The sequence below is a fragment of the Nitrospira sp. genome, from assembly GCA_005116745.1.
GTDB lineage: Bacteria > Nitrospirota > Nitrospiria > Nitrospirales > Nitrospiraceae > Nitrospira_D.
In genome coordinates this window covers 253,413-278,573 of the sequence record SWDS01000009.1, presented here as the reverse complement: position 1 = coordinate 278,573, position 25,161 = coordinate 253,413, and the positions used below count along the sequence as shown (strand labels likewise).

Below are 25,161 nucleotides of genomic sequence, written 5' to 3'. Positions count from 1 at the left end.
ACGTAGCCTATTCCACAGTCTCGTTTGATTTCTTACTGAAGCGCACTCGTCGCCCATCTTCTAAAACACGAATCCCGATCCGCGTAGGCTTCTGTGTGACCGGGCAGAAAAACATGACATTGGAAATCTGTAGTGGCGCTTCTCGCTCGAGAATACCTCCCTGCTTAGCCTTCTGATTGGGTTTAGTGTGTCGCTTGACGATATTTAACTTCTCGACAATCACCTTCCCGGCTTGCAGATCAACAGACAAAACTTTCCCCGTCTTGCCTCGCTCACGACCAGTGACCACGACAACCGTATCCCCTTTTCGAATTCTACTTTTTCGGACTACTTCCACGATGCTCCTCGTTCGTTCTGCCCTACAAAACTTCAGGCGCTAAAGAAATGATCTTCATAAATTTCTTCCAGCGGAGCTCGCGGGCAACAGGACCGAATATGCGCGTTCCAATTGGCTCGCCATCTTTGTTGATCAACACGCATGCGTTCCGATCAAACTTAATATACGACCCATCTTCTCGGCGAACTTCCTTTGTGGTTCGGACGATAACCGCCCGGCTCACATCCCCCTTCTTCACGCCCGCCTGTGGGATTGCCTCCTTGACAGCCACCACCACGATGTCACCCAGCGACGCATAACGACGTCTCGTCCCCCCGAAAACATGAAAACACATGGCCTGCTTGGCTCCGGAATTATCGGCCACATCCATATAAGTATAGTTCTGAATCATCGCTATATTCCTACGCGCGGTAGTAAACCAAAAACCATCTGAAATACCGCTTCTTACTTTTCAGGTTGACCTTTTTCCATGACTTGAACAACACGCCAGTTCTTTTCCTTGCTTAACGGCCTCGTCTGCACGAGCTTGACCCGATCTCCCACTTTACACACACCACCTTCATCGTGGGCTTTTAGTTTCGTCACCCGCCTAAGAACCTTCTTATAGACTGGGTGAGTGACCGTTCGTGAAACCACGACAACAACCGTCTTTTGCATTTTGTTACTGACGACGTCGCCATACCAATGACGGCGCTTTACTACCTCAGCCATAGCATCCTTTACTTTTTAGAGCCCTCAGTGCGGGCCTTTACTTGTTCGAGAATAGTTTTCACTCGCGCAATATCCCGTTTTGTTTTTCGGATTTGCATAGGATTCTCGAGACGTCCAGAGCCAAACTGAAAACGTAGACTAAACAGCTCTTGTACAAGTTGCTTTTCTTTATCGACGAGCTCACTCACCCCTAGCTGCTGGAGCTCCTTGACGTCCAATGCCATATCCCTGCTCCTCTTTATCCTCTCAAGAACCTTGTCCAAACTCGCCACGAACAACTAATTTCGTGGCAATCGGCAACTTGTGCGACGCAAGGCGAAACGCCTCTTTAGCAACCTCTTGGGTGACGCCGTCCATCTCATAAAGGATCCTGCCAGGCTTGACAACAGCAACCCAGTACTCAGGATTCCCCTTCCCCTTACCCATTCGAGTCTCAGCCGGCTTTTTCGTGATTGGTTTATCAGGAAAAATGCGTGTCCACACTTGCCCTCCACGCTTCACGTATCGAGTAATCGCAATACGCGCGGCTTCAATTTGTCGGCTCGTCACCCATCCTGGTTCTAATGCCTTGAGACCAAACTCTCCAAGAGTAATTTGGCCACCACGATAGGCTTTGCCGGTCATCCGGCCCTTTTGCATCTTTCTAAATTTAACTTTCTTAGGCGCTAACACAGGTCGATCTCCTCACCCAAACCGTCGTTCTAAAGATGATTCCGCCTTGAAGGGCTGCACAGGAAGAAGCTCTCCCTTATAGATCCAGGTCTTTACCCCGATCTGCCCCATCGTCGTGTGCGCTTCGGCGAATCCATAATCTATTTCAGCACGGAGCGTATGTAGAGGAACACGCCCCTCTCGATACCATTCCGTTCGAGCAATTTCAGCACCACCCAGACGACCAGCCACCATGATCTTGATACCTTGAGCACCAAGCCTCAAGGCTGACTGAACACTGCGCTTCATCGCTCTCCGAAACGCGACCCGCTTCTCAAGCTGAGTAGCAACATTTTCACTAACCAGCTGAGCGTCAAGTTCTGGCTTCTTGATTTCCTTGACCGTAATATAAACCTGCCCCCCATACTGCTTTTCAAGGTCAGCCTTCAGCTTATCAACCTCAGCCCCCTTGCGTCCGATAATAATGCCAGGGCGAGCAGTATGAATAATCACTCTAGTCTGATCACCAGAACGCTCAATTTCAACTTTGGATACGCCAGCATGATACAGCCTTGCCTTAACCATCTTTCGGATTTTGACATCCTGATGGAGCAGTTTGGCGTAATCTTTACCTGCATACCAGCGCGAGCTCCACGTATAGTTGTAGCCTAGCCGATAACCAATTGGATGTGTTTTCTGACCCATGCGTTATATGCCTCAATAGAGAGAAATGAGCTATTTTCTCTTACCCTGAATTTCAGGAGCCGTCACAACGACGGTAATATGACTCGTACGCTTTTGAATTGCATTGGCCCGCCCCATCGACCTCGCACGTACACGCTTATATGTTGGACCACCGTCAACAAAAGCCCTGGAGATGACCATTGATTCGCTATCTCCCATCTCCTTTAGCTCTGCATTGGCCACGGCGGAACGGACGATCTTTTCAACAAGCCGCGCAGCATGGCGTGGCGTGTGCTTCAAGATGGCCAACACCATTGGCACTTGCTTTCCACGAATCAAATCAATTACCGGTCTAGCCTTCCGAGGCGCAACGCGAGCAAATTTTAGAACCGCACGTGCTTCAGTCATTTTCTAAACCCTGTTAGCCAATTGAATTCAAACAATCAATGAATCACGCGATACGTCAGACATTGATGATAAGCCAACCGATCAACCTTTCTACTTAAGTGCGACAGCCTTTTCAGACCTAGCATGACCATGCCCCTTAAAAAACCTTGTTGGAGCAAACTCGCCAAGCTTATGACCAACCATGTTTTCAGTCACGAACACCGGAATAAACTTCTTCCCGTTATGAACCGCAAACGTATGGCCGATCATGTCCGGAATCACCGTTGACCGTCGCGACCACGTCTTGATTAACTTGCGGTCCTTCGTCTCATTCATGCGCTCGACTTTTTCGAGAAGGTGACCGTCAATAAACGCGCCCTTACTTACCGATCTAGGCATTGCGAACTCCTGGCTTACGTCGAGCAATAATGAATTTATCTGTTTTCTTATTCTGTCTAGTCTTGTACCCCTTGGTTGGGAGACCCCATGGAGAAACCGGGTGAGGATTCCCCTGTCCAGACTTTCCTTCACCACCTCCGTGCGGATGGTCAACAGGGTTCATCACAACCCCTCGCACGTGAGGCTTCTTCCCTTTCCAACGATTCCGCCCGGCCTTTCCAACACTGACATTTTCATGGTCGACGTTACCGACTTGCCCAACAGTCGCCATACAGGCCCCTAGAACTCGACGCATTTCACCAGACTTTAGACGCACCTGCACATACGCACCATCACGGCCCATGACCTGCGCAAACCCACCAGCACTTCGAATCAACTGACCTCCCTTTCCAACCTTCAACTCAAGATTGTGGATGGTCGTACCAAGTGGCATATTCATTAAAGGAAGCGCATTCCCAGGTCTGATCTCAGCCTGAGGACCAGATTGTATTTCATCATTTATGCTTAATCCGACAGGAGCTAAGATATACCGCTTCTCTCCGTCCATATATTTCAGGAGTGCAATTCTCGCTGATCGATTCGGATCGTACTCAATAGCCTCAACCCGAGCTGAAACTCCAACTTTATCGCGCAAGAAATCAATTGTTCGATAGAGCCTCTTGTGCCCCCCCCCACGAAACCTGACAGTCGTGCGACCATCGTTGTTGCGCCCTCCGCTTCGGAGATGGAAAGCAGTTAACGATTTCTCTGGCTTCTTTTTGGTTAACTCCTCGGTCACCACAGCCGTCATACCTCGACGACCAGGAGACGTAGGACGATACGACTTCAGTCCCATAATAATGCTCCCACTTTTCACCCTTCACGAACAAACCGACGATGAGACCCTACTAGGCGCTTTCGTACATCTCTAACTTTTCGCCCTGTTTAAGAGTCACCAGCGCCTTCTTCCAATCTGAACGCCTACCAGAGAATCGACCGAGCTTCTTTACTTTCCCACGAACATTCAGGACGTTGACCTTGTCAACCTTGACTTTTAACAACGCCTCGACGGCCAGCCTGATCTGAATGCGGTTTGCATCAGGATGAACCACAAAACCAACCGTATTCGTTGCCTCACGAAGCGCGGTAAGCTTTTCTGTTAATAATGGCCGAATCAAGATCCTGTGGCTATCAACTTTCATGACCACACCTCATTGACAGGACCAAGCTCACGTTCGGCAATCATGATCACTTGAGCGCGAACCACATCGTACACGTTCAGCTGATCAGCGCTAAGCACCTTCACCGCAGCGAGATTCCCGGCAGCCTTCAAAATGTCAGATTGATCCTTACCAACGATCACTAGCGCGTGATCACCCCCAGTGAATTGCTTTAACGCTTGCGCTAGCAACTTCGTTCTGGGCTGCTGGAGAGAAAGATCGGACACAACAAACAACTTACTCTCTACTACCTTAGCCGACAATGCGCTCTGCAGTGCAATACGATACTTTTTCTTAGGCATAGAATAGGCATAACTTCTAGGCTTTGGCCCAAAAACACTTCCCCCATGGCGCCAGACAGGCGAGCGAAGAGACCCAGCCCTGGCACGCCCTGTATGCTTTTGCTTCCATGGCTTTTTACCAGAACCGCTCACTTCACCGCGCCGCAACGTAGAGGCCGTCCCCCTACGCTCACAGGCACGCTGCATGATGACCGCTTCATGAACCAAAGCAGCACGAGGCTCACAGCCGAATACCTGCGGAGATAAATCGACCGTTCCCACTTTCTTTTTTTGCAAATCAACGAGATCAATAGTAGGCATACTAGCTCTTTTTTGACTTTCGGACGACAACGAGGCCGCTAATGGCCCCAGGAATGGCCCCTCGGACAAAGAGGAGATTTTCATCAGACCGCGACTCAACGACCTTCAACCTCTGAACCGTAACACGCTCCGCTCCCATGTGACCAGGCAAGGTCTTCCCTTTCCACACACGAGAAGGAAACGAACTCGCCCCTATAGAACCTGGCGCCCGATGAAACATGGACCCATGAGACTCAGGACCACCCGCGTAGTGATGACGCTTCACGACACCCTGAAATCCCTTACCTTTCGATATTCCGATGACGTCAACCCAATCACCCTTCTGAAACATGCCGACCGTTACCACTTGTCCCACAGCCGGATTTCCGTCTTTCTTAAACTCACGCAGGATCCGACTCGGTGCCGCTTGGTTTTTCTTCAGGTGCCCTAGCTCTGACTTCGATAGCTTGCGCTCTTTGACTTCACCGAAAGAAAGCTGGACAGCTTCATATTGATCGCGTTCTTTCGTCTTTATCGCTACCACTCGACACGGACCAGCCTCGATTATCGTCACTGGAGTTAAACGACTCTCATCGAAGACTTGGGTCATTCCCAACTTTTTTCCAATTAGTCCATTCGTCATTGAGTCACCGCATAATTGAGAGGAAAAGCAAGATCATATCCAGCCTTAAACTCACGCGCCATCATAGCTTTATCTCTACATCTACTCCCGCCGCCAAATTCAGCTTCATCAAGGAATCCATCGTCTCAGGCGTTGGCTCCATAATATCGAGCAATCGCTTGTGTGTGCGCATCTCAAATTGCTCACGGGATTTCTTATCGGCGTGCGTCGACCGTTGGACGGTAATCTTTTCAATCCTCGTAGGAAGCGGAATTGGCCCCACTACCCTAGCTCCACTGCGCCGAACAGTCTCAACAATTTCCGTAACCGACTGATCCAGCACTCGGTAGTCAAAACCCCTTAATCTTATCCTGATCCGCTGATCGACTTTCACGTCATTCACTCCTAACCTGTCAAGCCAACAGTTCCGTCTTACGCCAGAATTTCCGTCACGACCCCCGAGCCCACAGTCTTGCCACCCTCACGCACGGCAAACCGCAACCCCTGATCCATTGCGATCGGACTGATCAACTCTCCCGTCACACTGACATTGTCGCCCGGCATCACCATCTCTACACCCGGATTCAACTGCACGATCCCCGTCACATCCGTCGTCCGGAAGTAGAACTGCGGCCGATACCCATTGAAGAACGGCGTGTGCCGCCCGCCTTCTTCTTTCGTCAACACATAAATCTCTGCCTTGAACTTCGTATGCGGCGTGATGGTCTTCGCTTTGCACAACACCATCCCTCGCTCCACATCTTCTTTCTTCGTACCCCGCAACAGCACCCCGACGTTGTCTCCCGCCTGCCCCTCATCCAGCACCTTGCGGAACATCTCCACACCCGTCACGATCGTGGTCTGCGTCGGCCGAAGCCCCACTATCTCGATTTCATCGCCCACCTTCACAATGCCCCGCTCGCACCGCCCCGTGACGACCGTCCCGCGGCCACTGATGGTAAACACATCTTCAATCGGCATGAGAAACGGCTTGTCAATCGGCCGCTGCGGTGTTGGAATGTACGTATCCACCGCCGCCAACAGCTTCATGATGGACGGCACCCCCAATTCCCCAGGATCCGCCTCCACCGCCTTCAACGCACTCCCATGAATGATCGGGGTCTCGTCCCCCGGAAACCCATACTTCGTGAGCAACTCCCGCACTTCCAGCTCCACCAACTCCAACAACTCCTTGTCATCGACTTTGTCGGCCTTGTTCAAAAACACCACGATGTAGGGCACCCCCACCTGCCGCGCCAACAGAATGTGCTCCCGCGTCTGCGGCATCGGCCCGTCCGCCGCACTCACCACCAGAATCGCCCCATCCATCTGCGCCGCGCCGGTGATCATGTTCTTCACGTAATCCGCGTGCCCCGGACAATCCACGTGGGCATAATGGCGGTTATCCGTCTCATACTCGACGTGGCTAATGGCAATCGTCATGATCTTGGTCGCATCTCGTCGCCCCTGACTCTCACTGGCTTTTGCCACTTCGTCATACGGGACATACTTCGCCATCCCCCGATCCGCACATACCTTCGTCAACGCTGCCGTCAACGTCGTCTTCCCATGGTCCACGTGCCCAATCGTCCCAATATTCACGTGCGGCTTCTTCCGCTCGTATTTCGCCTTCGCCATAATGCCACCCCCTCCTAATTCACCACGCTATTTCTTGATGATGGCTTCCGCAATATTTCTAGGAACCTGATCATACCGATCAAACTCCATGCTATAGGTCGCACGACCCTGCGTACGAGACCGGAGATCAGTTGCATAGCCAAACATCTCCATTAAGGGCACGGCAGCATCAATAGCTTGAGCACCAGCCCGGACTTTCATTCCTTGCACTTTGCCTCTCCGGCTGTTCAAGTTACCAATCACATCACCCATGAATTCCTGCGGAACTAAAACTTCAACCTTCATGATTGGCTCAAGCAGGACAGGATCGGCCCTCTTACACGCATCAGCAAATCCCATTGACCCCGCAATCTTAAATGCCATTTCATTCGAATCGACATCGTGGTAGGAACCATCAATCACCGTCACCTTCACATCCCGAAGCGGATACCCTGCAACGACACCGCTTTCCATCCGCTCGCGAACACCTTTCTCAATAGCAGGGACAAACTCCTTCGGAATTGCTCCGCCCACAACCTTATTCACAAACTCAAGCCCCTTACCTGACTCTGAAGGCTCAACTGTTAAAACAACATGACCGTACTGTCCACGCCCGCCAGTCTGTTTAACATATTTCGATTCAGCCTCAGCCTTCCGCCTTATCGTCTCCCGGAATGCCACCTCGGGCTTTCCCACATTTGCTTCAACTTTAAATTCACGCAACATTCGATCGACGATGATTTCAAGATGCAATTCACCCATTCCAGCAATGATTGTCTGCTGGGTCTCTTCATCCGTCCGCACACGGAAAGAGGGATCCTCTTGGGCCAATTTCTGAAGGGCAAAACCCATCTTCTCCTGATCCGGCTTTGTCTTAGGCTCAATCGCCATCGCGATCACCGGCTCAGGAAACTTCATCACTTCCAGGAGCACTGGCTGTTTTTCATCCGCCAGCGTATCTCCTGTTGTCGCCCCCTTAAGCCCTACCGCCGCAGCAATGTCTCCTGCGTACACCTCATCGATTTCTTCTCGCTTATTGGCATGCATCTTTAGAAGACGCCCAATTCTGTCCTTTGTGCCCTTAGTCACATTCAAGACTGGTGTACCAGTTTTCAGCGTTCCAGAATAGACACGAAAAAATGTCAACTGTCCGGCGAATGGGTCCGACATGATTTTGAACGCCAACGCTGCAAATGGAGCACTGTCATCAGACTTTCGCTCGACTTCCTTACTGCTATTCGGATCCACCCCCATGACCGGAGGGACATCTAGCGGAGACGGCAAGTAGTCAACTACGGCATCCAACAATTGCTGAACACCCTTGTTCTTAAACGCCGACCCGCACAATACTGGAGTAATCTTCATCGAGATAACGCCAGCTCGGATCGCGCGCATGACCTCTTCTTCTGTCAATGGATGGCCGCTTAAATATTTCTCCATCACCTGATCATCAAACTCTGCCACCGCATCGAGCATTTTCTCTCGGTACTCTTTCGCCTGAGCGAGAAGATCATCAGGAATTTCATCGACCTTATACTTCGCACCCAATGTTTCGTCGTCGTAGAAGAACCCCTTCATCCTTACCAGATCTATCGATCCTCGAAATTCTGCTTCACGCCCGATTGGAATCTGGATCGGAACCGGCATAGCCCCCAGTCGATCAATGATGGACTGGACACTTCCGTAGAAATCCGCACCGATACGATCCATCTTATTCATGAAGGCGATACGAGGGACATGATACTTATCAGCTTGACGCCAAACCGTTTCAGACTGAGGCTCAACACCCTGAACAGAATCAAACGCTGCTACCGCCCCATCAAGCACACGCAAGGAGCGCTCCACCTCAATTGTAAAATCAACGTGCCCAGGGGTATCAATAATATTGATCCGATGATCACGCCAGAAACAGGTTGTTGCGGCGGCCGTAATGGTAATGCCTCGCTCACGCTCTTGCTCCATCCAATCCATCGTGGCCGCACCCTCATGGACCTCACCCAGCTTATGAGTCATGCCGGTATAATAGAGAATGCGCTCCGTGGTCGTAGTCTTACCGGCATCAATATGGGCCATGATACCGATATTCCGCGTTTGCCCTAACGATGTCTGACGAGCCAATTTAACTCCCTAACTCTCTCGAAAAAAAACGAGTGCCGCAAGTCAAGCCAAGAAATACCACTGCGATACAAGCTAGCCAGAGTCTGCAGATCGCAGCACGGCTCAACTGCAGCACAGAAATGACACTACCAGCGATAATGGGCGAATGCTTTATTGGCCTCTGCCATCCGATGCACATCTTCCCGCTTCTTGACCGCAGCCCCTGTATTATTCGATGCATCCATCAGCTCAGCGGCAAGCTTTTCACGCATACTCTTGCCACCGCGCGTACGGGCATACTGCGATAACCAACGAAGCGCCAACGACACTCGACGTGCAGGCCTAATTTCGACTGGAACCTGATAGGAGGCACCCCCTACTCGACGAGACTTGACCTCAACAATCGGCTTCACATTATCCACAGCTGCTTTAAATACTTTCAGCGGGTCGCCGCCTGTTTTCTCTTGAATAACATCAAACGCGCCATAGCATATTCGTTCCGTCGTACTCTTCTTTCCGCTACTCATTAGTGCGTTAATAAACTTCCCGACCAGCTTATCTCGGTACCGCACATCGGGAAGCACTTCTCGTTGACCCAAAAACCTACTGCGTGGCATATCAACCTATCCAATCCGTGTGATGATTTTCAAAACTCACAAAATCTACTTAGGCCGCTTTGCTCCATACTTCGAGCGGCTCTGCTTTCTTCCAGTCACACCCACTGCGTCCAAGGCGCCACGAACCAAATGGTATCGAACGCCGGGCAAATCCTTAACTCGACCTCCACGCACAAGCACAATAGAATGCTCCTGAAGATTGTGCCCTACGCCAGGTATATACGTCGTGACCTCCATACCGTTCGTAAGGCGCACACGCGCAACTTTTCGCAATGCTGAGTTCGGCTTCTTCGGCGTTGTTGTGTATACACGAAGGCACACGCCTCTTTTCTGCGGACAGGACTTCAGGGCAGGACTTTTAGTCTTTGCCTTCACGAAGATCCTCCCTTTCCGAACCAGCTGATTGATCGTCGGCATCGCGTTCAAACCCTTTCAAATGAAACAAGCACCAACCGTCAAGTGCAGAGCCGCCGGATTATAGTGACGTAAAGTCCTACTGTCAAGTAGGCAGTATCCATCACGCACTAAGACCGAGCACCTTCCCCAGAAACCGCCGGAACTGCTGCACCAGATGATACTGCAGTTGTAACACCTACAGGTATTACCTCAGGCTTTTCACTGATGACAAACGTATCGCGGTACTCTTCAAACCCTGACCCTGCAGGAATCAACCGACCTACAATGACATTTTCCTTCAAGCCCAATAACTTATCCTCGCGTCCATTGATGGCGGCTTCAGTGAGTACGCGTGTAGTTTCCTGGAACGATGCCGCAGAAATAAAGCTATCGGTCGTGAGGGCCGCCTTGGTAATCCCAAGCAAGACAGGCTTGCCCAGAGCAGGCGTGCCGCCATTAGCGAGCACTCGCTCATTTTCTTTTTCGAAGAGACTCTTGCTGACTTGACTGGCTGGCAAAAACTGAGTATCTCCCGGATCTTCAATCCGTACCTTACGCAGCATTTGCCGCACGATGATCTCGATATGTTTGTCGTTAATCGAAACGCCTTGTAATCGATATACGTCCTGTACCTCATCCACGAGGTACTTCTGCAATTCATTTGGACCCAACACATCAAGAATATCATGAGGATTCGCCGAGCCGTCCATCAACGGCTCTCCAGCCCGAACCCAGTCACCTTCATGAACGTTCACGTGCTTGCCCTTAGGAATAAAATATTCCTTCACATCACCCATCTTATTGTCGACGAGAACCTTGCGCTGGCCTTTGACGAACCCACCGTAGGAGACCTCTCCATCGATCTCAGTGATGACCGCCTGTTCTTTTGGCTTCCTCGCCTCGAAAAGCTCCACCACGCGCGGAAGGCCGCCCGTAATGTCCTTAGTCTTCGTCGTCTCACGAGGAATCTTTGCCAAGACATCACCGGGATGCACAGTGGCCCCTTTTTCGACAAAGATATGGGCTCCGACCGGTAATAAGTACCTGGCTACCGCGCTAGATCCACCGGTTGCTTTGGCCGTTTTCCCACTATCGTCTTTAATCGACACGCGAGGACGAAGTGTCTGGCCGGCATGTTCAATGATAACCTTACGCGACAAGCCGGTTACTTCATCGAACTCGTCCTTCATCGTGACACCTTCGACAATATCACCGTACGCCACTCTCCCACCCACTTCCGTCAGAATAGTCAGAGAGTACGGATCCCACTCGACCAATTTCTGGCCAGCGACAACTGGGTCACCATCTTTAATCTTGATCTTAGCCCCATACACCACGGGGTACTTTTCACGCTCTCGTCCACTATCATCAACAATCGCAATCTTCGTATTACGATTCATCACGACCCATTCACCATCTTTATTTCGCACCGCAATACCACCATTGTGAATGTCGGCGTTCTTTTTGGCATCGAAGCTCATGAACTTAATGCGCCCGGCATGTTTCGCCTCAAGCACGGTCTGCTCGACGACCTTACTGGCCGTGCCGCCGATGTGAAAGGTCCGCATCGTCAACTGCGTGCCCGGTTCGCCGATTGATTGCGCTGCGATGACACCGACCGGCTCTCCCTTTTCCACCAGACGCCCTCGAGCCAGATCTCGACCGTAACAGGCACGACAGACACCACGGGGAGATTGACAGGTCAGCACGGACCGAATCTTCACACGGTCAACGCCCGCCTCAACGATCAACTTCGTGAGCTCTTCATTGATTTCTTCATTCCAAGACACAATAATTTCCCCGGTGACGGGGTCACGAATATCCTCTGCCGCCAAACGACCAAGAACGCGTTCCTCCAACGGCTGGATAATTTCACCACCTTCGACCAACGGACTGACAGTAATGCCGTCTCGCGTGCCACAATCAAGCTCATTAATAATGACGTCTTGAGCAATATCGACCAATCTCCGAGTGAGGTACCCTGAATTGGCGGTCTTCAATGCCGTATCGGCAAGCCCCTTACGAGCACCGTGAGTGGAGATGAAGTACTGCAACACCGTCAAGCCTTCACGGAAGTTAGCGGTGATCGGCGTTTCAATGATCTCACCGGATGGCTTGGCCATCAATCCACGCATACCACCCAACTGCCGAATCTGTTGCGAACTACCACGAGCACCAGAATCCGCCATCATAAAGATTGGGTTGAACGATTCGGCTTTGGCCGGATCACCCCCGGCGCCGAGTTCCTTCATCATCTCGTTGGCAACCTGCTCAGTGACGTGTGCCCAAATGTCGATTACCTTGTTGTACCGTTCGCCGTTCGTGATCAACCCCTCTGAATACTGCTTCTCGATCTCGATCACTTCGCGCTGCGCCTTCCCAATAAGTTCTTCCTTCTTACTCGGAATGTGCATATTGTCGACACAGATCGACAAACCGGCTCTCGTCGCATAGGTAAAGCCAAGATCTTTGATCTTATCCAGAAACTCGACGGTGTCTCGATGACCAGTCTGTCGATAGACCGAATCAATGAGTTTCGTCATCTCCTTTTTGGTCATGAGCTTGTTCGCATTGGCGAACGGTAAACCTTGCGGAAGGATTTCTGACAGCAAGACACGACCAACAGTTGTCTGCACCAGCGAACCCTCAAGACGCACCTTAATCCGCGCATGCTCTTCCATTTCTCTCGCGTCAAAGGCAATCCGAACTTCTTCAGGGGACCCAAACACCTTCCCCTCGCCCTTTGCGCCCACCCGCTCTTTCGTCAACCAATAGCAGCCCAACACCATATCCTGCGACGGCACCGCAATCGGCTTACCATTGGCCGGAGAAAGAATGTTGTTGATGGACATCATGAGAACCCGTGCTTCAACCTGCGCTTCAACGGATAGCGGGACGTGCACCGCCATCTGATCTCCATCGAAGTCCGCATTGAACGCGGCACAGACGAGCGGATGCAACCGGATCGCCTTACCCTCAACTAACACAGGATCGAAGGCCTGGATGCCCAACCGATGGAGCGTCGGGGCACGATTCAGCAGTACAGGGTGCTCGCGAATCACTTCGTCCAATACGTCCCAAACCTCTGGCCGTTCTTTTTCAACTAACCGCTTGGCACTCTTGATAGTAGTAGCCGCACCTCGTGCTTCCAACTTGTGGAAAATGAACGGCTTGAACAACTCAAGCGCCATCTTCTTCGGTAAACCACATTGGTGCAGACGCAGTTCAGGACCGACAACGATGACGGTACGACCAGAGTAATCCACACGCTTCCCGAGTAGATTCTGTCGGAACCGTCCTTGCTTTCCCTTCAGCATGTCGCTCAACGATTTCAGCGGACGCTTGTTTGGACCACGAATCGCGCGCCCTCGGCGACCATTATCGAAGAGCGCATCCACAGCTTCCTGCAGCATCCGCATCTCGTTCCTGATGATGACGCCTGGCGCCTTCAACTCCATCAATCGTTTCAACCGATTATTTCGATTGATCACACGACGGTAGAGGTCATTCAGATCAGATGTGGCAAATCGGCCTCCATCAAGCGGAACCAAGGGACGCAACTCCGGCGGCAGGACTGGAATGACATCCATGATCATCCATTCCGGCTTATTCCCAGACTTACGAAACGCCTCCAGCACCTTTAAGCGCTTGGCATACTTCTTCTTCATGGCTGCCGATGTCGACGCTTTTGACTTCACCTGCAATTCATCCCACAGCGCATTAATATCGATCTTCCTCAATAAGTCACGGATAGCCTCTGCACCGATTCCAACTTTAAACCCGCTCGACCCGAACTCAGATACAAGGGTCCGCAGCTTATCTTCCGGCACCAACTCTTTTTCCCCTAAGTCGGTTGAGCCTGGGTCCACACAGACATAACTCTCAAAATAGAGAATTTTCTCGAGCTGCTTGAGGCTCATATCAAGCAGGGTTCCAATCCGACTCGGAACACCCTTCAGAAACCAAATATGGGCGACAGGCGCAGCCAATTCGATATGGCCCATCCGCTCACGTCGAACCTTCGACTGGATCACCTCAACGCCGCATTTGTCGCACACGATGCCGCGGTGCTTCATGCGTTTATATTTCCCGCAATTGCACTCCCAATCCTTGGTAGGACCGAAGATCTTGGCACAAAACAGCCCGTCTTTTTCCGGCTTGAATGACCGATAGTTGATCGTTTCCGGTTTCTTGACTTCACCATACGACCAAGATCGGATCTTCTCGGGCGATGCGATGCGAATCCGCATCGCATCAAACGACACAGAATCCCGTTGCTTTTCAAACAGTGTATATACGCCTTCCAAGGTAGTGACCTCCTCTGATACCGGTCTTCAGCCGGCACACAAGCGGTTAGTCTTGCGTCTTAACCAGCTCAATATCGAGTCCCAAGCTCTGCAGTTCCTTCACCAACACATTGAACGACTCAGGCAACCCGGGCTCGAGGAACGGTTCACCTTTGACAATCGCTTCATACATGCGAGACCGACCCGGCACATCGTCTGACTTGACGGTCAGGAATTCTTGAAGCGTCGATGCCGCCCCATACGCCTGCAGCGCCCAGACTTCCATTTCTCCCAGCCGCTGCCCCCCAAATTGAGCCTTGCCGCCAAGAGGCTGTTGAGTCACGAGAGAATAGGGGCCGATCGACCGTGCGTGAATCTTGTCGTCCACCAGATGGTGGAGCTTCAGCACGTACATATAGCCGATCGTCACCGGGCTACTGAACGGCTCGCCCGTCTTGCCGTCGGTGAGCGGCGACTGGCCGCTCACCGGCAGTTTGGCTTTTTTTAGCAGGTCCTTAATTTCCTTCTCGGACGCGCCATCGAAGACCGGACTGGCCACCTTGATGCCCAAGGCCTTAGCTGCCCATCCAAGGTGAGTCTCAAGAATTTGCCCGACGTTCATACGGGACGGCACCCCCAGAGGATTCAATACGATTTCCACCGGGGTCCCATCCGGTAGATAGGGCATATCTTCTTCTGGTAGCACTCGAGATACGACACCCTTATTACCGTGTCGGCCGGCCATTTTGTCTCCGACCTGGATCTTGCGCTTCATGGCGACGTAGACCTTAACAAGCTTGATGACACCAGGAGGCAGTTCATCACCTCGTTTTAAGCGCCCCACCTTTTCATCGTACAACGTCTGGAGAATTTCAATCTGCTCTTTCGCCCGTCGCTCAACATCTTCCAGCTCTTTTTGCTCATCAGGATCGCTCAGGAGGATGTGACGCACCGTGTCGTCTGGCAATCGCTTAAGAATCTCCGCCGTCATCTTACCCTTCTTCTTCAAGATAACGTCGCCACTCTCAGGGTCCATCAGATCACGTCCAACAACCTTCCCCAGCAAGAGCTTGCGAATCTTTTTCGTTTTTTCCTCATCAATGATCCGTAGCTCTTCATGGTGATCACGCTGTAGCTTTATCTGATCGTCAGTCTCAATGCTCTTTGAACGCTCATCTTTATCGAGTCCTTTGCGAGAAAAAATCTTGACGTCGACTACGATACCTTCCACTCCAGGAGGCACGGTCAACGATGTATCCTTCACATCGCCGGCCTTCTCACCGAAGATCGCACGGAGCAGTTTTTCTTCCGGGGTCAGCTGGGTTTCCCCTTTCGGCGTCACCTTTCCGACCAAAATATCGCCAGGCTTGACTTCGGCACCGATCCGGATAATCCCGCTCTCGTCCAAATTTCTCAGCGCCTCTTCTCCGATATTGGGAATGTCTCGCGTGACATCTTCCTTCCCCAGCTTGGTATCCCGAGCTTCCACCTCGAACTCTTCGATATGGATCGACGTGAAGGCGTCTTCGCGGACCAGTTTTTCACTGAGCAATATGGCGTCCTCGAAGTTGTACCCACCCCAAGGCATAAACGCCACAAGGACATTCTTACCCAACGCGAGTTCGCCATGATCAATGGCTGGTCCATCTCCAAGCACTTGCCCCTTCATAACCGGCTGGCCAAGCCGAACCACTGGCGTCTGAGTAATACAGGTGTTTTGGTTCGATCGCTGAAACTTGATCAAGTCATAGACGTCCAGCCCGGAATCCTTCCCCTTCTTCCCATCCTTCGAATCGGCCCGCACGACGATGCGGGTAGCATCGACGCTCTCCACGACCCCGGCCCGACGAGCCTGAATTACATACCCAGAATCTCGCGCGACCACCGCTTCCATCCCGGTCCCCACCAGAGGAGCCTCCGATGTGACCAACGGAACCGCCTGGCGCTGCATATTGGAACCCATCAGTGCGCGATTGGCGTCGTCATGCTCCAAGAACGGCACAAGCGCGGTCGCCACGCTCACCACTTGCTTTGGCGACACGTCCATGTACTCAATCTTATCCGGGCCGGCCAGAACAAAGTCTCCACCGTGACGACACGAGACAGTTTCTGATACCAGCTTGGACGACCCATCCAATTTCGAGTTGGCTTGGGCGATGATGTATTTATCGCCCTCGATCGCCGAAAGAAACTCAATTTCATCAGTTACACGTCCCTTGACGACCTTCCGATATGGCGCCTCAATGAATCCGAACTGGTTGATCCGTGCATAAGTGGCCAGCGATGTAATCAAGCCGATGTTAGGACCTTCCGGTGTCTCAATCGGGCAAATGCGGCTGTAGTGGGACGGATGCACGTCTCGAACTTCGAACCCAGCCCGTTCCCTCGTGAGCCCTCCTGGGCCAAGAGCGGACAGACGCCGTTTATGTGTGATTTCAGCCAGGGGGTTCGTTTGATCCATGAATTGAGACAGCTGGCTGCTGCTGAAGAACTCCTTGACGGCCGCGACAACCGGCTTAGCATTAATCAAGTCGTGCGGTAGCACCGTTTCCATATCGAGAAGATTCATGCGCTCCTTGATGCTCCGCTCCATCCGCACCAAGCCCAGTCGGAATTGATTTTCCAAGAGTTCACCGACGGATCGCACCCGGCGATTCCCTAAGTGATCAATATCGTCGATTTCCCCTTTGCCAATCTTTAGATTGACGATATAGCGGACGACTTCCACCATGTCCTGTGCGGTCAAGGTACGCTGCTCGAGCGGTAAGTCCAAACCGAGTTTCTTATTGAGCTTGAGCCGACCGACCGGAGACAAATCATAGCGCTTGGAATTCAGAAAGAGATTGTCGAATAAGGCTCTGGCTGTATCCACCGATGGTGTCTCACCGGGACGGAGGCGACGGTATATTTCGACCATCGCTTCTTCTTTTGACCCGATCTTCTCCATCAACAAGGTATCAAGAATGACCGGCGTAGCGGTTGCCATATCCAGATAAATGACCTTAAATTCCTCAACATCGCTTTCAGTGATCTGCTCCACGATCTCGGCAGTCAATCGCTGATTTTTCTCCGCCAACACGTTCTTCTTCGAGTCGACTAATTCCGTAAGGGTGGCACGCCCCACCAACTCCGCAGGCAACAAGGGAATCTCCTTGACTCCAGAAGTCTTCAGCTTGGCAATCATCCCCTTCGTCAGCCTGGCCCCCTCTCGCACCAAGATCTCCTTACCACTCTTATCCGTCACTTCAGCGGAGCAGCGAAGTCCATGGTGGATTTCCGGATCCAGCTTGCGGAACATCTTCCCCTGGGACACGCGAATGTCTTCGACAGGGTAGTACATCTTCAGCAAGTCGTCGCTCGAAAAACCGAAGGCCTTCAACAGAATAGTAGTCGGCATTTTCCGACGACGATCGATTCGTACATACAGAATATCCCTGGCATCGAACTCAAAATCGAGCCATGAGCCCCGATACGGAATAATGCGGGCCGAATACAACACCTTGCCGCTCGCATGAGTCCTGCCCTTATCATGCGTAAACGACGCGCCCGGCGACCGATGCAGCTGACTGACGACGACGCGCTCGGTCCCGTTGACGATAAATGTCCCGCGCTCGGTCATGAGCGGCAATTCCCCGACATAGACTTCTTGCTCGCGCACATCGAGCACTTTCTTGCGCGGACCCTTATCTTCTTTATCTAACACCACCAGGCGGACACGCAGCTTCAACGGAACCGCGTAGGTCATACCCTGCTCAAGACATTCTCGCTCGTCGTACTTTGGCGTCCCTAAGGTATAACTCGAAAATTCGAGCACGGCCGTGTTGTTATAATCTGGAATCGGAAACACGCTGGCCAACGCCGCCTGCAATCCATGATCCTTCCGGCGCTCCGATTCGACCTCAAACTGCAAAAACTCTTCGTAGGAGCGCTTCTGTATTTCGATCAGATCCGGAATATCGATATTGGTTCGAATGCGAGAAAAATCTTTCCGCTCGACGAACTCCTGCAGAGTCGTTTCGGACATGCCTACTCCTCCACGCTGGTTGGCGGTGAACAGCAGTCACCACTGACGACAGATTCCCGTAACATCGAGAGCCCTCCGCCTTCGGCGAACACCAGAACAGCCGCAACTATGACGAACTCGGTTCCTTACTTGACTTCGACCTTCGCACCGCTTTCTTCGAGCTTCTTCTTCATCGTGTCAGCTTCTTCCTTAGCCACCCCAGTCTTAACTGGCTTCGGTGCGCCCTCCACAAGATCCTTGGCTTCCTTCAAGCCAAGACTCGTCAACTCGCGAACCACCTTGATGATTTGGATCTTCTTGTCTGCCGGCACCGACGCGAGAATGACATCGAAGGCCGTCTGCTCTTCAGCAGGAGCCGCCGCCCCACCACCTGCAGCTGGCGCCGCTGCCATGGCAACCGGAGCCGCCGCTGTCACACCAAACCGCGTCTCCAACCCTTTCACCAACTCGGCCAGGTCGAGCACGCTCATTCCTTCGATTGCCTTAATCAATTCCTCTTGTGATAACTTTCCCTCTGTAGCTGGCATGTCCCCTTCTCCTTTCCGTTTATCCTGAATGGCTGCAATGACTCGTACAAACTTTGACAAGACTGCACTCAACGTATAGACGACCCCACGAATCGGTCCCTGCATGGCCGACAGCAACATCGCAATCAGCACTTCCTTCTTCGGCAGTTTCGCAACGGCTGCCAGTTCAGCTGGCTGGAGAATCTTGCCTTCCAGCACCCCGGCCGTGATGCGAATCTTCTGGTCCCGCTTTTCAGCACTGATGAAGTCCCTCAACACCTTGGTTGGCAACACCGGATCGTCGTACCCGATGACGACTCCGGTCGGTCCCTTGAGATGAACCGTGAGTCCGGCCAAGACCGTCCCCTCGGCGGCACGCGCCGCGAGCGTATTCTTCACGATTCGATATTCTGCCTTTGTCCCGCGGAGCTGCTTGCGCAACTCGGTGACCTGGTTGACCGGAAGTCCGACGCATTCCGTCAGGATAGCCAGCCGGGCGCGACCGAATTTTTCGGTCAACTCCGCCACTGCCGTAACTTTCTCTTCCTTCTTCATCGCTCCCTCTCTGGTCGCTATTCGTTATCCGCTCAATATCATCCGTCCAGCGAATCGCGAGGAACGATTCACGTTGAACGCGTGTCTCAACTCCACTGTTTGGTTAGCGCAACGGTATCCAATATCACACCAGGCCCCATCGTGCTCGCAATCGTGGCACTCTTGAGATAACGCCCCTTACAGGAGGCAGGCTTTGCCTTGATGACGGATTCAATGATGGCCGAGGCATTGTCGTATAGCTTCGCAGGATCGAAGGACACTTTTCCGACCGGCACATGCACGATACCGGCCTTCTCAACCTTGAACTCTACACGTCCTTTTCGAATATCAGCGACCGCTTTCCCAACTTCGAAGGTCACGGTGCCGGTCTTAGGGTTCGGCATCAATCCGCGAGGTCCGAGTACTTTACCGAGCTTCCCGACCGAGGCCATAAGATCGGGTGTGGAAATCGCGCAATCGAACTCCATCCATCCGCCCTTGATTTTCTCCATCAAGTCGTCAGCCCCAACATAGTCAGCCCCGGCTTGTCGCGCCTCCTGCTCCTTTTCACCCTTGGCAAATACCAAGACGCGAACCTTTTTCCCCGTGCCGTGAGGAAGCGACGCCGTCCCTCGAACCAGCTGATCAGAGCGCTTCGGATCGATTCCCAGCCTCAGCGCAAGATCAACCGATTCGTCAAACTTCGCATAGGCTGATCGTTTCACGGTTTCAACGGCTTCGCGCAACCCGTAGACACGCGGCTCAAGATTTTTGATCGCCGCATTCATTTTCTTTCCCATGACCAGACGCTCCTTCGATCTTGGCATTAGCCTTGAATAACGACACCCATACTACGGGCAGTACCTTCGATGATTTTCGTCGCCCCTTCCACATCAGCTGCATTCAGATCGGCCATCTTCTTCCGAGCAATTTCGTCCAGCTGTTGCCTGGTGATTTTTCCCACCTTATCTTTCTGCGGCACGCCAGACCCCTTGATGATTCCAGCGGCCTTCTTGAGGAGGTCAGATGCCGGGGGAGTCTTCATGATAAAGCTGAAGGTACGGTCCTTGTAGACCGTAATGATGACAGGGATAATACTATCCCCGTCCTTCTGAGTCTTGGCATTGAACTGCTTACAAAACTCCATAATGTTGACCCCATGTTGTCCCAACGAGGGACCGACAGGAGGAGCCGGATTGGCCTTGCCAGCCGGAATTTGCAACTTGATCTGTGCCGAAACTTCTTTCGCCATGTCGCTCTCTTTCTCCTTCGCGATCGACACTCAACCCTTCAGCCCTCACACGACTGAAGACCGACATCGACCGATCGGCTTAAATCCGTTCAACCTGCAAAAAGCCCAATTCCACAGGAGTCGACCGACCAAAAATACTCACCATCACCTTCACCCGACTATGATCCTGATCGACCTCCTCAACCACCCCATTAAACCCAAGGAAAGGCCCATCGATAATGCGAACGTTATCGCTCTTAATGAACTTGACCTGCTCCCGAGGCTCGGCTTGACCCGCATCGACCTGCTTGAGCAAGGCCTCCACCTCATCACTGGTCAGAGGTGTCGGCACCGCGCCGCCCCCGACGAATCCAGTCACTTTTGGCGTCTCCTTGATCATCTGGACGGTGTCGTCCCCCAACGGAGACTCCAACTCCACAAGGACGTAGCCCGGATAGAACTTTCGTCGAGAGGTCCGTCGCTTCCCGTCCTTAATTTCAATGACGTCCTCTGTCGGAACGAGCACCTGCCCGAGCTTTTCAACAAGCCCCATTTGATTGGCACGCTCCATGAGGCTGGTCTTCACTCGCCCCTCAAAACCCGCGTACGTATGAATGACGTACCAGTTCTTTGTCATGCACCACCCTCATGTCTTCGATGAATTACCGCCAACTTCCCCAATTCCTCTTCTCGCCAGATTTAGATGAATTTCGCAACCAACCATGAAAGGAATGAGTCAATGACTGATAAGTACAGCGACATTACAATACAGAACACGATCACCACCGTCGTTGACCCGATGGTTTCCGCGCGACTCGGAAAGGAAACTTTTTTCAGCTCTGCCCTCACGTCCGTCACGAACAGCCGAATCGTCTCTGTCATACGCTTAAACATCTGTGACTCCGTTGCCTAATCACGCGATTCCGAATAACTGACTCACACCCATCACCGCCCCGCATCATACTCAATCTGCCAACTCCGATTGCAAGGCCAATTGATACTGCAATCCACTCTTATCTATATACCCGCAAAAAACTTACAGGGCCTACCCCACATCAAGCTCAATTCCGACAGACCTCCGGATCGCGCATACGAGACTTGGCAGGGGCACTAGGATTTGAACCTAGACTCTCGGTTTTGGAGACCGATGTGCTACCATTGACACCATGCCCCTACTCGAACGCAAGGTGTGAGGCATCAGCCAATCGGTGAGGCTCTCCACCCCGAACGATTCCATCCATCCCCTCTCGCCCGGGCCTATTTCACCTCTTTATGAGGCACGTGCTTGCGGCAAAACTTACAAAACTTGCTTCGTTCCAACCGATCCGGATCGTTCTTCTTGTTTTTCATGGTTGAGTAATTCCGCTGCTTGCAGAGCGTACAAGCCATGCTAATGATTTCACGCATCTCTTTCTCCTCGATACAAACCGACAGGATCGCAGCCAACACGCACTCTCGCGTTGACTTACTTTCTGCCCACTTGCTTCGCTACGCCAGAATTTCCGTCACGACCCCCGAGCCCACAGTCTTGCCACCCTCACGCACGGCAAACCGCAACCCCTGATCCATTGCGATCGGACTGATCAACTCTCCCGTCACACTGACATTGTCGCCCGGCATCACCATCTCTACACCCGGATTCAACTGCACGATCCCCGTCACATCCGTCGTCCGGAAGTAGAACTGCGGCCGATACCCATTGAAGAACGGCGTGTGCCGCCCGCCTTCTTCTTTCGTCAACACATAAATCTCTGCCTTGAACTTCGTATGCGGCGTGATGGTCTTCGCTTTGCACAACACCATCCCTCGCTCCACATCTTCTTTCTTCGTACCCCGCAACAGCACCCCGACGTTGTCTCCCGCCTGCCCCTCATCCAGCACCTTGCGGAACATCTCCACACCCGTCACGATCGTGGTCTGCGTCGGCCGAAGCCCCACTATCTCGATTTCATCGCCCACCTTCACAATGCCCCGCTCGCACCGCCCCGTGACGACCGTCCCGCGGCCACTGATGGTAAACACATCTTCAATCGGCATGAGAAACGGCTTGTCAATCGGCCGCTGCGGTGTTGGAATGTACGTATCCACCGCCGCCAACAGCTTCATGATGGACGGCACCCCCAATTCCCCAGGATCCGCCTCCACCGCCTTCAACGCACTCCCATGAATGATCGGGGTCTCGTCCCCCGGAAACCCATACTTCGTGAGCAACTCCCGCACTTCCAGCTCCACCAACTCCAACAACTCCTTGTCATCGACTTTGTCGGCCTTGTTCAAAAACACCACGATGTAGGGCACCCCCACCTGCCGCGCCAACAGAATGTGCTCCCGCGTCTGCGGCATCGGCCCGTCCGCCGCACTCACCACCAGAATCGCCCCATCCATCTGCGCCGCGCCGGTGATCATGTTCTTCACGTAATCCGCGTGCCCCGGACAATCCACGTGGGCATAATGGCGGTTATCCGTCTCATACTCGACGTGGCTAATGGCAATCGTCATGATCTTGGTCGCATCTCGTCGCCCCTGACTCTCACTGGCTTTTGCCACTTCGTCATACGGGACATACTTCGCCATCCCCCGATCCGCACATACCTTCGTCAACGCTGCCGTCAACGTCGTCTTCCCATGGTCCACGTGCCCAATCGTCCCAATATTCACGTGCGGCTTCTTCCGCTCGTATTTCGCCTTCGCCATAATGCCACCCCTTTGTCTAGAACACCGAAGATCTCAACCCGTCGCGTCCTACTACTCGCACCCCGGATCAAGTAAGCCCTGCATGGAGCCCACGACGCGGATCGAACGCGTGACCTCGTCCTTACCAAGGACGTGCTCTACCAACTGAGCTACGTGGGCACTCGACACGCCAGAGGTCATTCGTGAACCTAGCCCTCTCTCCACTAATTGATTGCCACTACCAAATGCTCGCCAATTGACTCTTACCGCCCTAGCACATTTTTCTTGGAGCGGGCGATGGGATTTGAACCCACGACAGCCAGCTTGGAAGGCTGGAACTCTACCACTGAGCTACGCCCGCCTTTTCCGTAATTTTCTCGATTCATGCATTCATCAATGCCAAACACCTGAAGCTTTTATCCGGCGCACTCCACATAAAGAAGCTCGCCGACCCACACAAGCGCGGTTTGGTGGGCAGGCAAGGATTCGAACCTTGGAAGACATAAGCCAGCAGATTTACAGTCTGCCCCCTTTGGCCACTTGGGTACCTGCCCGCGATACTTCATCGTTCTCGATCAATCAAATTCAGCACACAGAAAACGCGCTCACCGACCAACCGCTCAACAAAGACAAGCAGGCCTACCCGTGCACAGCTCTCTTCCTCAATCCTCGAAGATTGATTCACTGAAGTGCTCGGACAGGCTAGGTTAGGAAACGCTGGATTCTATTGATGAACTTTCGTCATGTCAAGAGGGGAATTCGGCTCCGGTACTTTTTTTAATTTATCGTTCCCTCGGCAGCCTAACAGGAAGATGGCTGAGATGACCCAAATGATGCTTCCAACTCCTCAACAAAATCATACTGAAAACCAAGGACTTGCCTCATCAAAACCACGGCTTCCCGTGGTGTGAGCTGTGACGGTTTCGCCAAATATCGCTTCTGGGCAAGACGTCGTTCTTCGGGATCTTCCGGGACATAGTACCCTCGGAGTTCCACTTTCTCAAATGCCGTTTTGAGTCGCCGTATCCATCGATGAGCGTGTCCCCGCTCCTGAAACATGGATTTCCCGGTCTTGTGCTGCACCTCAAGCTGATTCCATACGGTCCAGCCAATAAAGACCGCCCATGTTTCATTCAGCGCTTCCCATGACTCGGCCTGCGTCAAGTAGCGCGACTCCATTTCATTCTGTCGCTGAACAATCGGCGCTATTTTCACTTCACTATAGCGACAGACTTGCTGCTCTCGGGCGAAGCCCAGCAGATCGTTTGAACGGCTACCGGCCTCACGAGATTGCGCCTCTATGAGACTGAGATAGTCCATATACGCATGAAACAGTTCATGATAGAGCACCTCCAGTTCCTTGTGCGTCATCTGGGCAAGCGGCTTGAGAACCCTCCCCGCAGCGTTAAAGGACAACGACCGGTTCAGGACCATCCGATGCCCTCCGGGATGGTACTCGGCGGCGTAGGTCCGAAGATCATCGAACTCAAACTGAATAAAGTCCGGTGGGAGCGCCTTCAGAAACTTCGCAGGCAACCGGAGCCGTTCCGCGTCAGCGAGAACACGCACCCACGTTTGGCCGGCACTACCTTGCTGGTTCAGAGATGTG

General features: G+C 52.5%; 26 protein-coding genes, 4 tRNA genes and 1 pseudogene. All 31 read right to left on the bottom strand.

Annotation, left to right across the window (positions count from 1 at the left end; translation table 11 throughout):
* Positions 1–7 precede the first annotated feature (7 nt).
* The 31 genes and pseudogenes from E8D52_14525 to E8D52_14375 all read right to left on the bottom strand — a co-directional run bounded on the left by E8D52_14525 (position 8) and on the right by E8D52_14375 (position 25,121).
* Positions 8–337: a 50S ribosomal protein L24 gene (locus E8D52_14525; GenBank protein TKB66891.1), complete on the bottom strand. Its 330-nt coding sequence runs from the start codon at positions 335–337 to the stop codon at positions 8–10.
* 22 nt (positions 338–359) lie between these two features.
* Positions 360–728, bottom strand: coding sequence for a 50S ribosomal protein L14 (gene rplN / locus E8D52_14520; GenBank protein TKB66890.1), 369 nt, complete (start codon positions 726–728; stop codon positions 360–362).
* Between the two features lie 53 nt (positions 729–781).
* Positions 782–1,048, bottom strand: coding sequence for a 30S ribosomal protein S17 (rpsQ, locus tag E8D52_14515; protein ID TKB66889.1), 267 nt, complete (start codon positions 1,046–1,048; stop codon positions 782–784).
* Positions 1,049–1,056: 8 nt separating this feature from the next.
* Positions 1,057–1,266 carry a 50S ribosomal protein L29 gene (locus E8D52_14510; protein TKB66955.1) on the bottom strand — a complete coding sequence of 70 codons (210 nt, stop codon included), beginning with the start codon at positions 1,264–1,266 and terminating at the stop codon, positions 1,057–1,059.
* Between the two features lie 28 nt (positions 1,267–1,294).
* Complete coding sequence (rplP, locus tag E8D52_14505; GenBank protein TKB66888.1) at positions 1,295–1,720, bottom strand: 50S ribosomal protein L16; 426 nt, start codon at positions 1,718–1,720, stop codon at positions 1,295–1,297.
* Positions 1,721–1,732: 12 nt separating this feature from the next.
* Positions 1,733–2,404 carry a 30S ribosomal protein S3 gene (gene rpsC, locus E8D52_14500; protein TKB66887.1) on the bottom strand — a complete coding sequence of 224 codons (672 nt, stop codon included), beginning with the start codon at positions 2,402–2,404 and terminating at the stop codon, positions 1,733–1,735.
* A 30-nt stretch (positions 2,405–2,434) separates the two neighbouring features.
* A complete protein-coding gene (locus E8D52_14495; GenBank protein TKB66886.1) occupies positions 2,435–2,791 on the bottom strand; it encodes a 50S ribosomal protein L22 in 357 nt (118 codons plus the stop codon).
* Between the two features lie 90 nt (positions 2,792–2,881).
* Positions 2,882–3,169, bottom strand: a complete 288-nt coding sequence (gene rpsS, locus E8D52_14490) for a 30S ribosomal protein S19 (protein ID TKB66885.1) — start codon at positions 3,167–3,169, stop codon at positions 2,882–2,884.
* Positions 3,162–4,004: a 50S ribosomal protein L2 gene (gene rplB / locus E8D52_14485; GenBank protein TKB66884.1), complete on the bottom strand. Its 843-nt coding sequence runs from the start codon at positions 4,002–4,004 to the stop codon at positions 3,162–3,164. The genes rpsS and rplB overlap by 8 nt, the downstream gene beginning before the upstream one ends.
* A gap of 52 nt (positions 4,005–4,056) precedes the next feature.
* A complete protein-coding gene (locus E8D52_14480) occupies positions 4,057–4,350 on the bottom strand; it encodes a 50S ribosomal protein L23 (protein TKB66883.1) in 294 nt (97 codons plus the stop codon).
* On the bottom strand, positions 4,347–4,970 hold the full coding sequence (gene rplD, locus E8D52_14475; protein TKB66882.1) for a 50S ribosomal protein L4: 624 nt from the start codon (positions 4,968–4,970) through the stop codon (positions 4,347–4,349). The genes E8D52_14480 and rplD overlap by 4 nt, the downstream gene beginning before the upstream one ends.
* A gap of 1 nt (position 4,971) precedes the next feature.
* Complete coding sequence (locus tag E8D52_14470; protein ID TKB66881.1) at positions 4,972–5,592, bottom strand: 50S ribosomal protein L3; 621 nt, start codon at positions 5,590–5,592, stop codon at positions 4,972–4,974.
* A gap of 61 nt (positions 5,593–5,653) precedes the next feature.
* Positions 5,654–5,965: a 30S ribosomal protein S10 gene (gene rpsJ, locus E8D52_14465; GenBank protein ID TKB66880.1), complete on the bottom strand. Its 312-nt coding sequence runs from the start codon at positions 5,963–5,965 to the stop codon at positions 5,654–5,656.
* A gap of 38 nt (positions 5,966–6,003) precedes the next feature.
* Positions 6,004–7,209: an elongation factor Tu gene (gene tuf / locus E8D52_14460; GenBank protein ID TKB66879.1), complete on the bottom strand. Its 1,206-nt coding sequence runs from the start codon at positions 7,207–7,209 to the stop codon at positions 6,004–6,006.
* A 27-nt stretch (positions 7,210–7,236) separates the two neighbouring features.
* Positions 7,237–9,306, bottom strand: a complete 2,070-nt coding sequence (gene fusA / locus E8D52_14455; protein ID TKB66878.1) for an elongation factor G — start codon at positions 9,304–9,306, stop codon at positions 7,237–7,239.
* 125 nt (positions 9,307–9,431) lie between these two features.
* Positions 9,432–9,902, bottom strand: coding sequence for a 30S ribosomal protein S7 (gene rpsG / locus E8D52_14450; protein TKB66877.1), 471 nt, complete (start codon positions 9,900–9,902; stop codon positions 9,432–9,434).
* A 45-nt stretch (positions 9,903–9,947) separates the two neighbouring features.
* Complete coding sequence (locus tag E8D52_14445; protein ID TKB66876.1) at positions 9,948–10,319, bottom strand: 30S ribosomal protein S12; 372 nt, start codon at positions 10,317–10,319, stop codon at positions 9,948–9,950.
* A gap of 206 nt (positions 10,320–10,525) precedes the next feature.
* Positions 10,526–14,605, bottom strand: a pseudogene (gene rpoC / locus E8D52_14440) (DNA-directed RNA polymerase subunit beta').
* A gap of 46 nt (positions 14,606–14,651) precedes the next feature.
* Complete coding sequence (gene rpoB, locus E8D52_14435; protein ID TKB66875.1) at positions 14,652–18,608, bottom strand: DNA-directed RNA polymerase subunit beta; 3,957 nt, start codon at positions 18,606–18,608, stop codon at positions 14,652–14,654.
* A gap of 125 nt (positions 18,609–18,733) precedes the next feature.
* Positions 18,734–19,669, bottom strand: coding sequence for a 50S ribosomal protein L7/L12 (locus E8D52_14430; protein TKB66874.1), 936 nt, complete (start codon positions 19,667–19,669; stop codon positions 18,734–18,736).
* 86 nt (positions 19,670–19,755) lie between these two features.
* On the bottom strand, positions 19,756–20,448 hold the full coding sequence (locus E8D52_14425) for a 50S ribosomal protein L1 (GenBank protein ID TKB66873.1): 693 nt from the start codon (positions 20,446–20,448) through the stop codon (positions 19,756–19,758).
* 26 nt (positions 20,449–20,474) lie between these two features.
* On the bottom strand, positions 20,475–20,900 hold the full coding sequence (gene rplK, locus E8D52_14420; GenBank protein TKB66872.1) for a 50S ribosomal protein L11: 426 nt from the start codon (positions 20,898–20,900) through the stop codon (positions 20,475–20,477).
* Between the two features lie 79 nt (positions 20,901–20,979).
* Positions 20,980–21,516, bottom strand: coding sequence for a transcription termination/antitermination protein NusG (gene nusG, locus E8D52_14415; GenBank protein TKB66871.1), 537 nt, complete (start codon positions 21,514–21,516; stop codon positions 20,980–20,982).
* A 62-nt stretch (positions 21,517–21,578) separates the two neighbouring features.
* Positions 21,579–21,773 carry a preprotein translocase subunit SecE gene (gene secE, locus E8D52_14410; GenBank protein TKB66870.1) on the bottom strand — a complete coding sequence of 65 codons (195 nt, stop codon included), beginning with the start codon at positions 21,771–21,773 and terminating at the stop codon, positions 21,579–21,581.
* A gap of 205 nt (positions 21,774–21,978) precedes the next feature.
* Positions 21,979–22,053: transfer RNA gene (locus E8D52_14405), tRNA-Trp, on the bottom strand.
* An 83-nt stretch (positions 22,054–22,136) separates the two neighbouring features.
* Positions 22,137–22,286 (bottom strand): 50S ribosomal protein L33, encoded by a 150-nt coding sequence (gene rpmG / locus E8D52_14400; protein ID TKB66869.1) that lies wholly within the window; start codon positions 22,284–22,286, stop codon positions 22,137–22,139.
* An 81-nt stretch (positions 22,287–22,367) separates the two neighbouring features.
* Positions 22,368–23,573, bottom strand: a complete 1,206-nt coding sequence (gene tuf, locus E8D52_14395; protein ID TKB66868.1) for an elongation factor Tu — start codon at positions 23,571–23,573, stop codon at positions 22,368–22,370.
* Positions 23,574–23,656: 83 nt separating this feature from the next.
* Positions 23,657–23,732, bottom strand: a tRNA-Thr gene (locus tag E8D52_14390).
* Positions 23,733–23,838: 106 nt separating this feature from the next.
* Positions 23,839–23,913, bottom strand: a tRNA-Gly gene (locus E8D52_14385).
* A 107-nt stretch (positions 23,914–24,020) separates the two neighbouring features.
* A tRNA-Tyr gene (locus E8D52_14380) sits at positions 24,021–24,106 on the bottom strand.
* A gap of 247 nt (positions 24,107–24,353) precedes the next feature.
* Positions 24,354–25,121 (bottom strand): hypothetical protein, encoded by a 768-nt coding sequence (locus E8D52_14375; GenBank protein ID TKB66867.1) that lies wholly within the window; start codon positions 25,119–25,121, stop codon positions 24,354–24,356.
* Positions 25,122–25,161: the final 40 nt, after the last annotated feature.

Coding starts and splice junctions, on each gene's coding strand:
- E8D52_14495 (TKB66886.1), bottom strand. CDS start 2,791: ATGACTGAAGCACGTGCGGTTCTAAAATTTGCTCGCGTTGCGCCTCGG.
- rplK (TKB66872.1), bottom strand. CDS start 20,900: ATGGCGAAAGAAGTTTCGGCACAGATCAAGTTGCAAATTCCGGCTGGC.
- E8D52_14480 (TKB66883.1), bottom strand. CDS start 4,350: ATGAAAGTTGATAGCCACAGGATCTTGATTCGGCCATTATTAACAGAA.
- tuf (TKB66879.1), bottom strand. CDS start 7,209: ATGGCGAAGGCGAAATACGAGCGGAAGAAGCCGCACGTGAATATTGGG.
- rpsC (TKB66887.1), bottom strand. CDS start 2,404: ATGGGTCAGAAAACACATCCAATTGGTTATCGGCTAGGCTACAACTAT.
- rpmG (TKB66869.1), bottom strand. CDS start 22,286: ATGCGTGAAATCATTAGCATGGCTTGTACGCTCTGCAAGCAGCGGAAT.
- rpsQ (TKB66889.1), bottom strand. CDS start 1,048: ATGGCTGAGGTAGTAAAGCGCCGTCATTGGTATGGCGACGTCGTCAGT.
- nusG (TKB66871.1), bottom strand. CDS start 21,516: ATGACAAAGAACTGGTACGTCATTCATACGTACGCGGGTTTTGAGGGG.
- E8D52_14425 (TKB66873.1), bottom strand. CDS start 20,448: ATGGGAAAGAAAATGAATGCGGCGATCAAAAATCTTGAGCCGCGTGTC.
- rplB (TKB66884.1), bottom strand. CDS start 4,004: ATGGGACTGAAGTCGTATCGTCCTACGTCTCCTGGTCGTCGAGGTATG.
- rpsG (TKB66877.1), bottom strand. CDS start 9,902: ATGCCACGCAGTAGGTTTTTGGGTCAACGAGAAGTGCTTCCCGATGTG.
- rpoB (TKB66875.1), bottom strand. CDS start 18,608: ATGTCCGAAACGACTCTGCAGGAGTTCGTCGAGCGGAAAGATTTTTCT.
- E8D52_14430 (TKB66874.1), bottom strand. CDS start 19,669: ATGAAGAAGGAAGAGAAAGTTACGGCAGTGGCGGAGTTGACCGAAAAA.
- E8D52_14470 (TKB66881.1), bottom strand. CDS start 5,592: ATGACGAATGGACTAATTGGAAAAAAGTTGGGAATGACCCAAGTCTTC.
- secE (TKB66870.1), bottom strand. CDS start 21,773: ATGTTTAAGCGTATGACAGAGACGATTCGGCTGTTCGTGACGGACGTG.
- tuf (TKB66868.1), bottom strand. CDS start 23,573: ATGGCGAAGGCGAAATACGAGCGGAAGAAGCCGCACGTGAATATTGGG.
- E8D52_14445 (TKB66876.1), bottom strand. CDS start 10,319: ATGCCGACGATCAATCAGCTGGTTCGGAAAGGGAGGATCTTCGTGAAG.
- rplD (TKB66882.1), bottom strand. CDS start 4,970: ATGCCTACTATTGATCTCGTTGATTTGCAAAAAAAGAAAGTGGGAACG.
- rpsS (TKB66885.1), bottom strand. CDS start 3,169: ATGCCTAGATCGGTAAGTAAGGGCGCGTTTATTGACGGTCACCTTCTC.
- rplN (TKB66890.1), bottom strand. CDS start 728: ATGATTCAGAACTATACTTATATGGATGTGGCCGATAATTCCGGAGCC.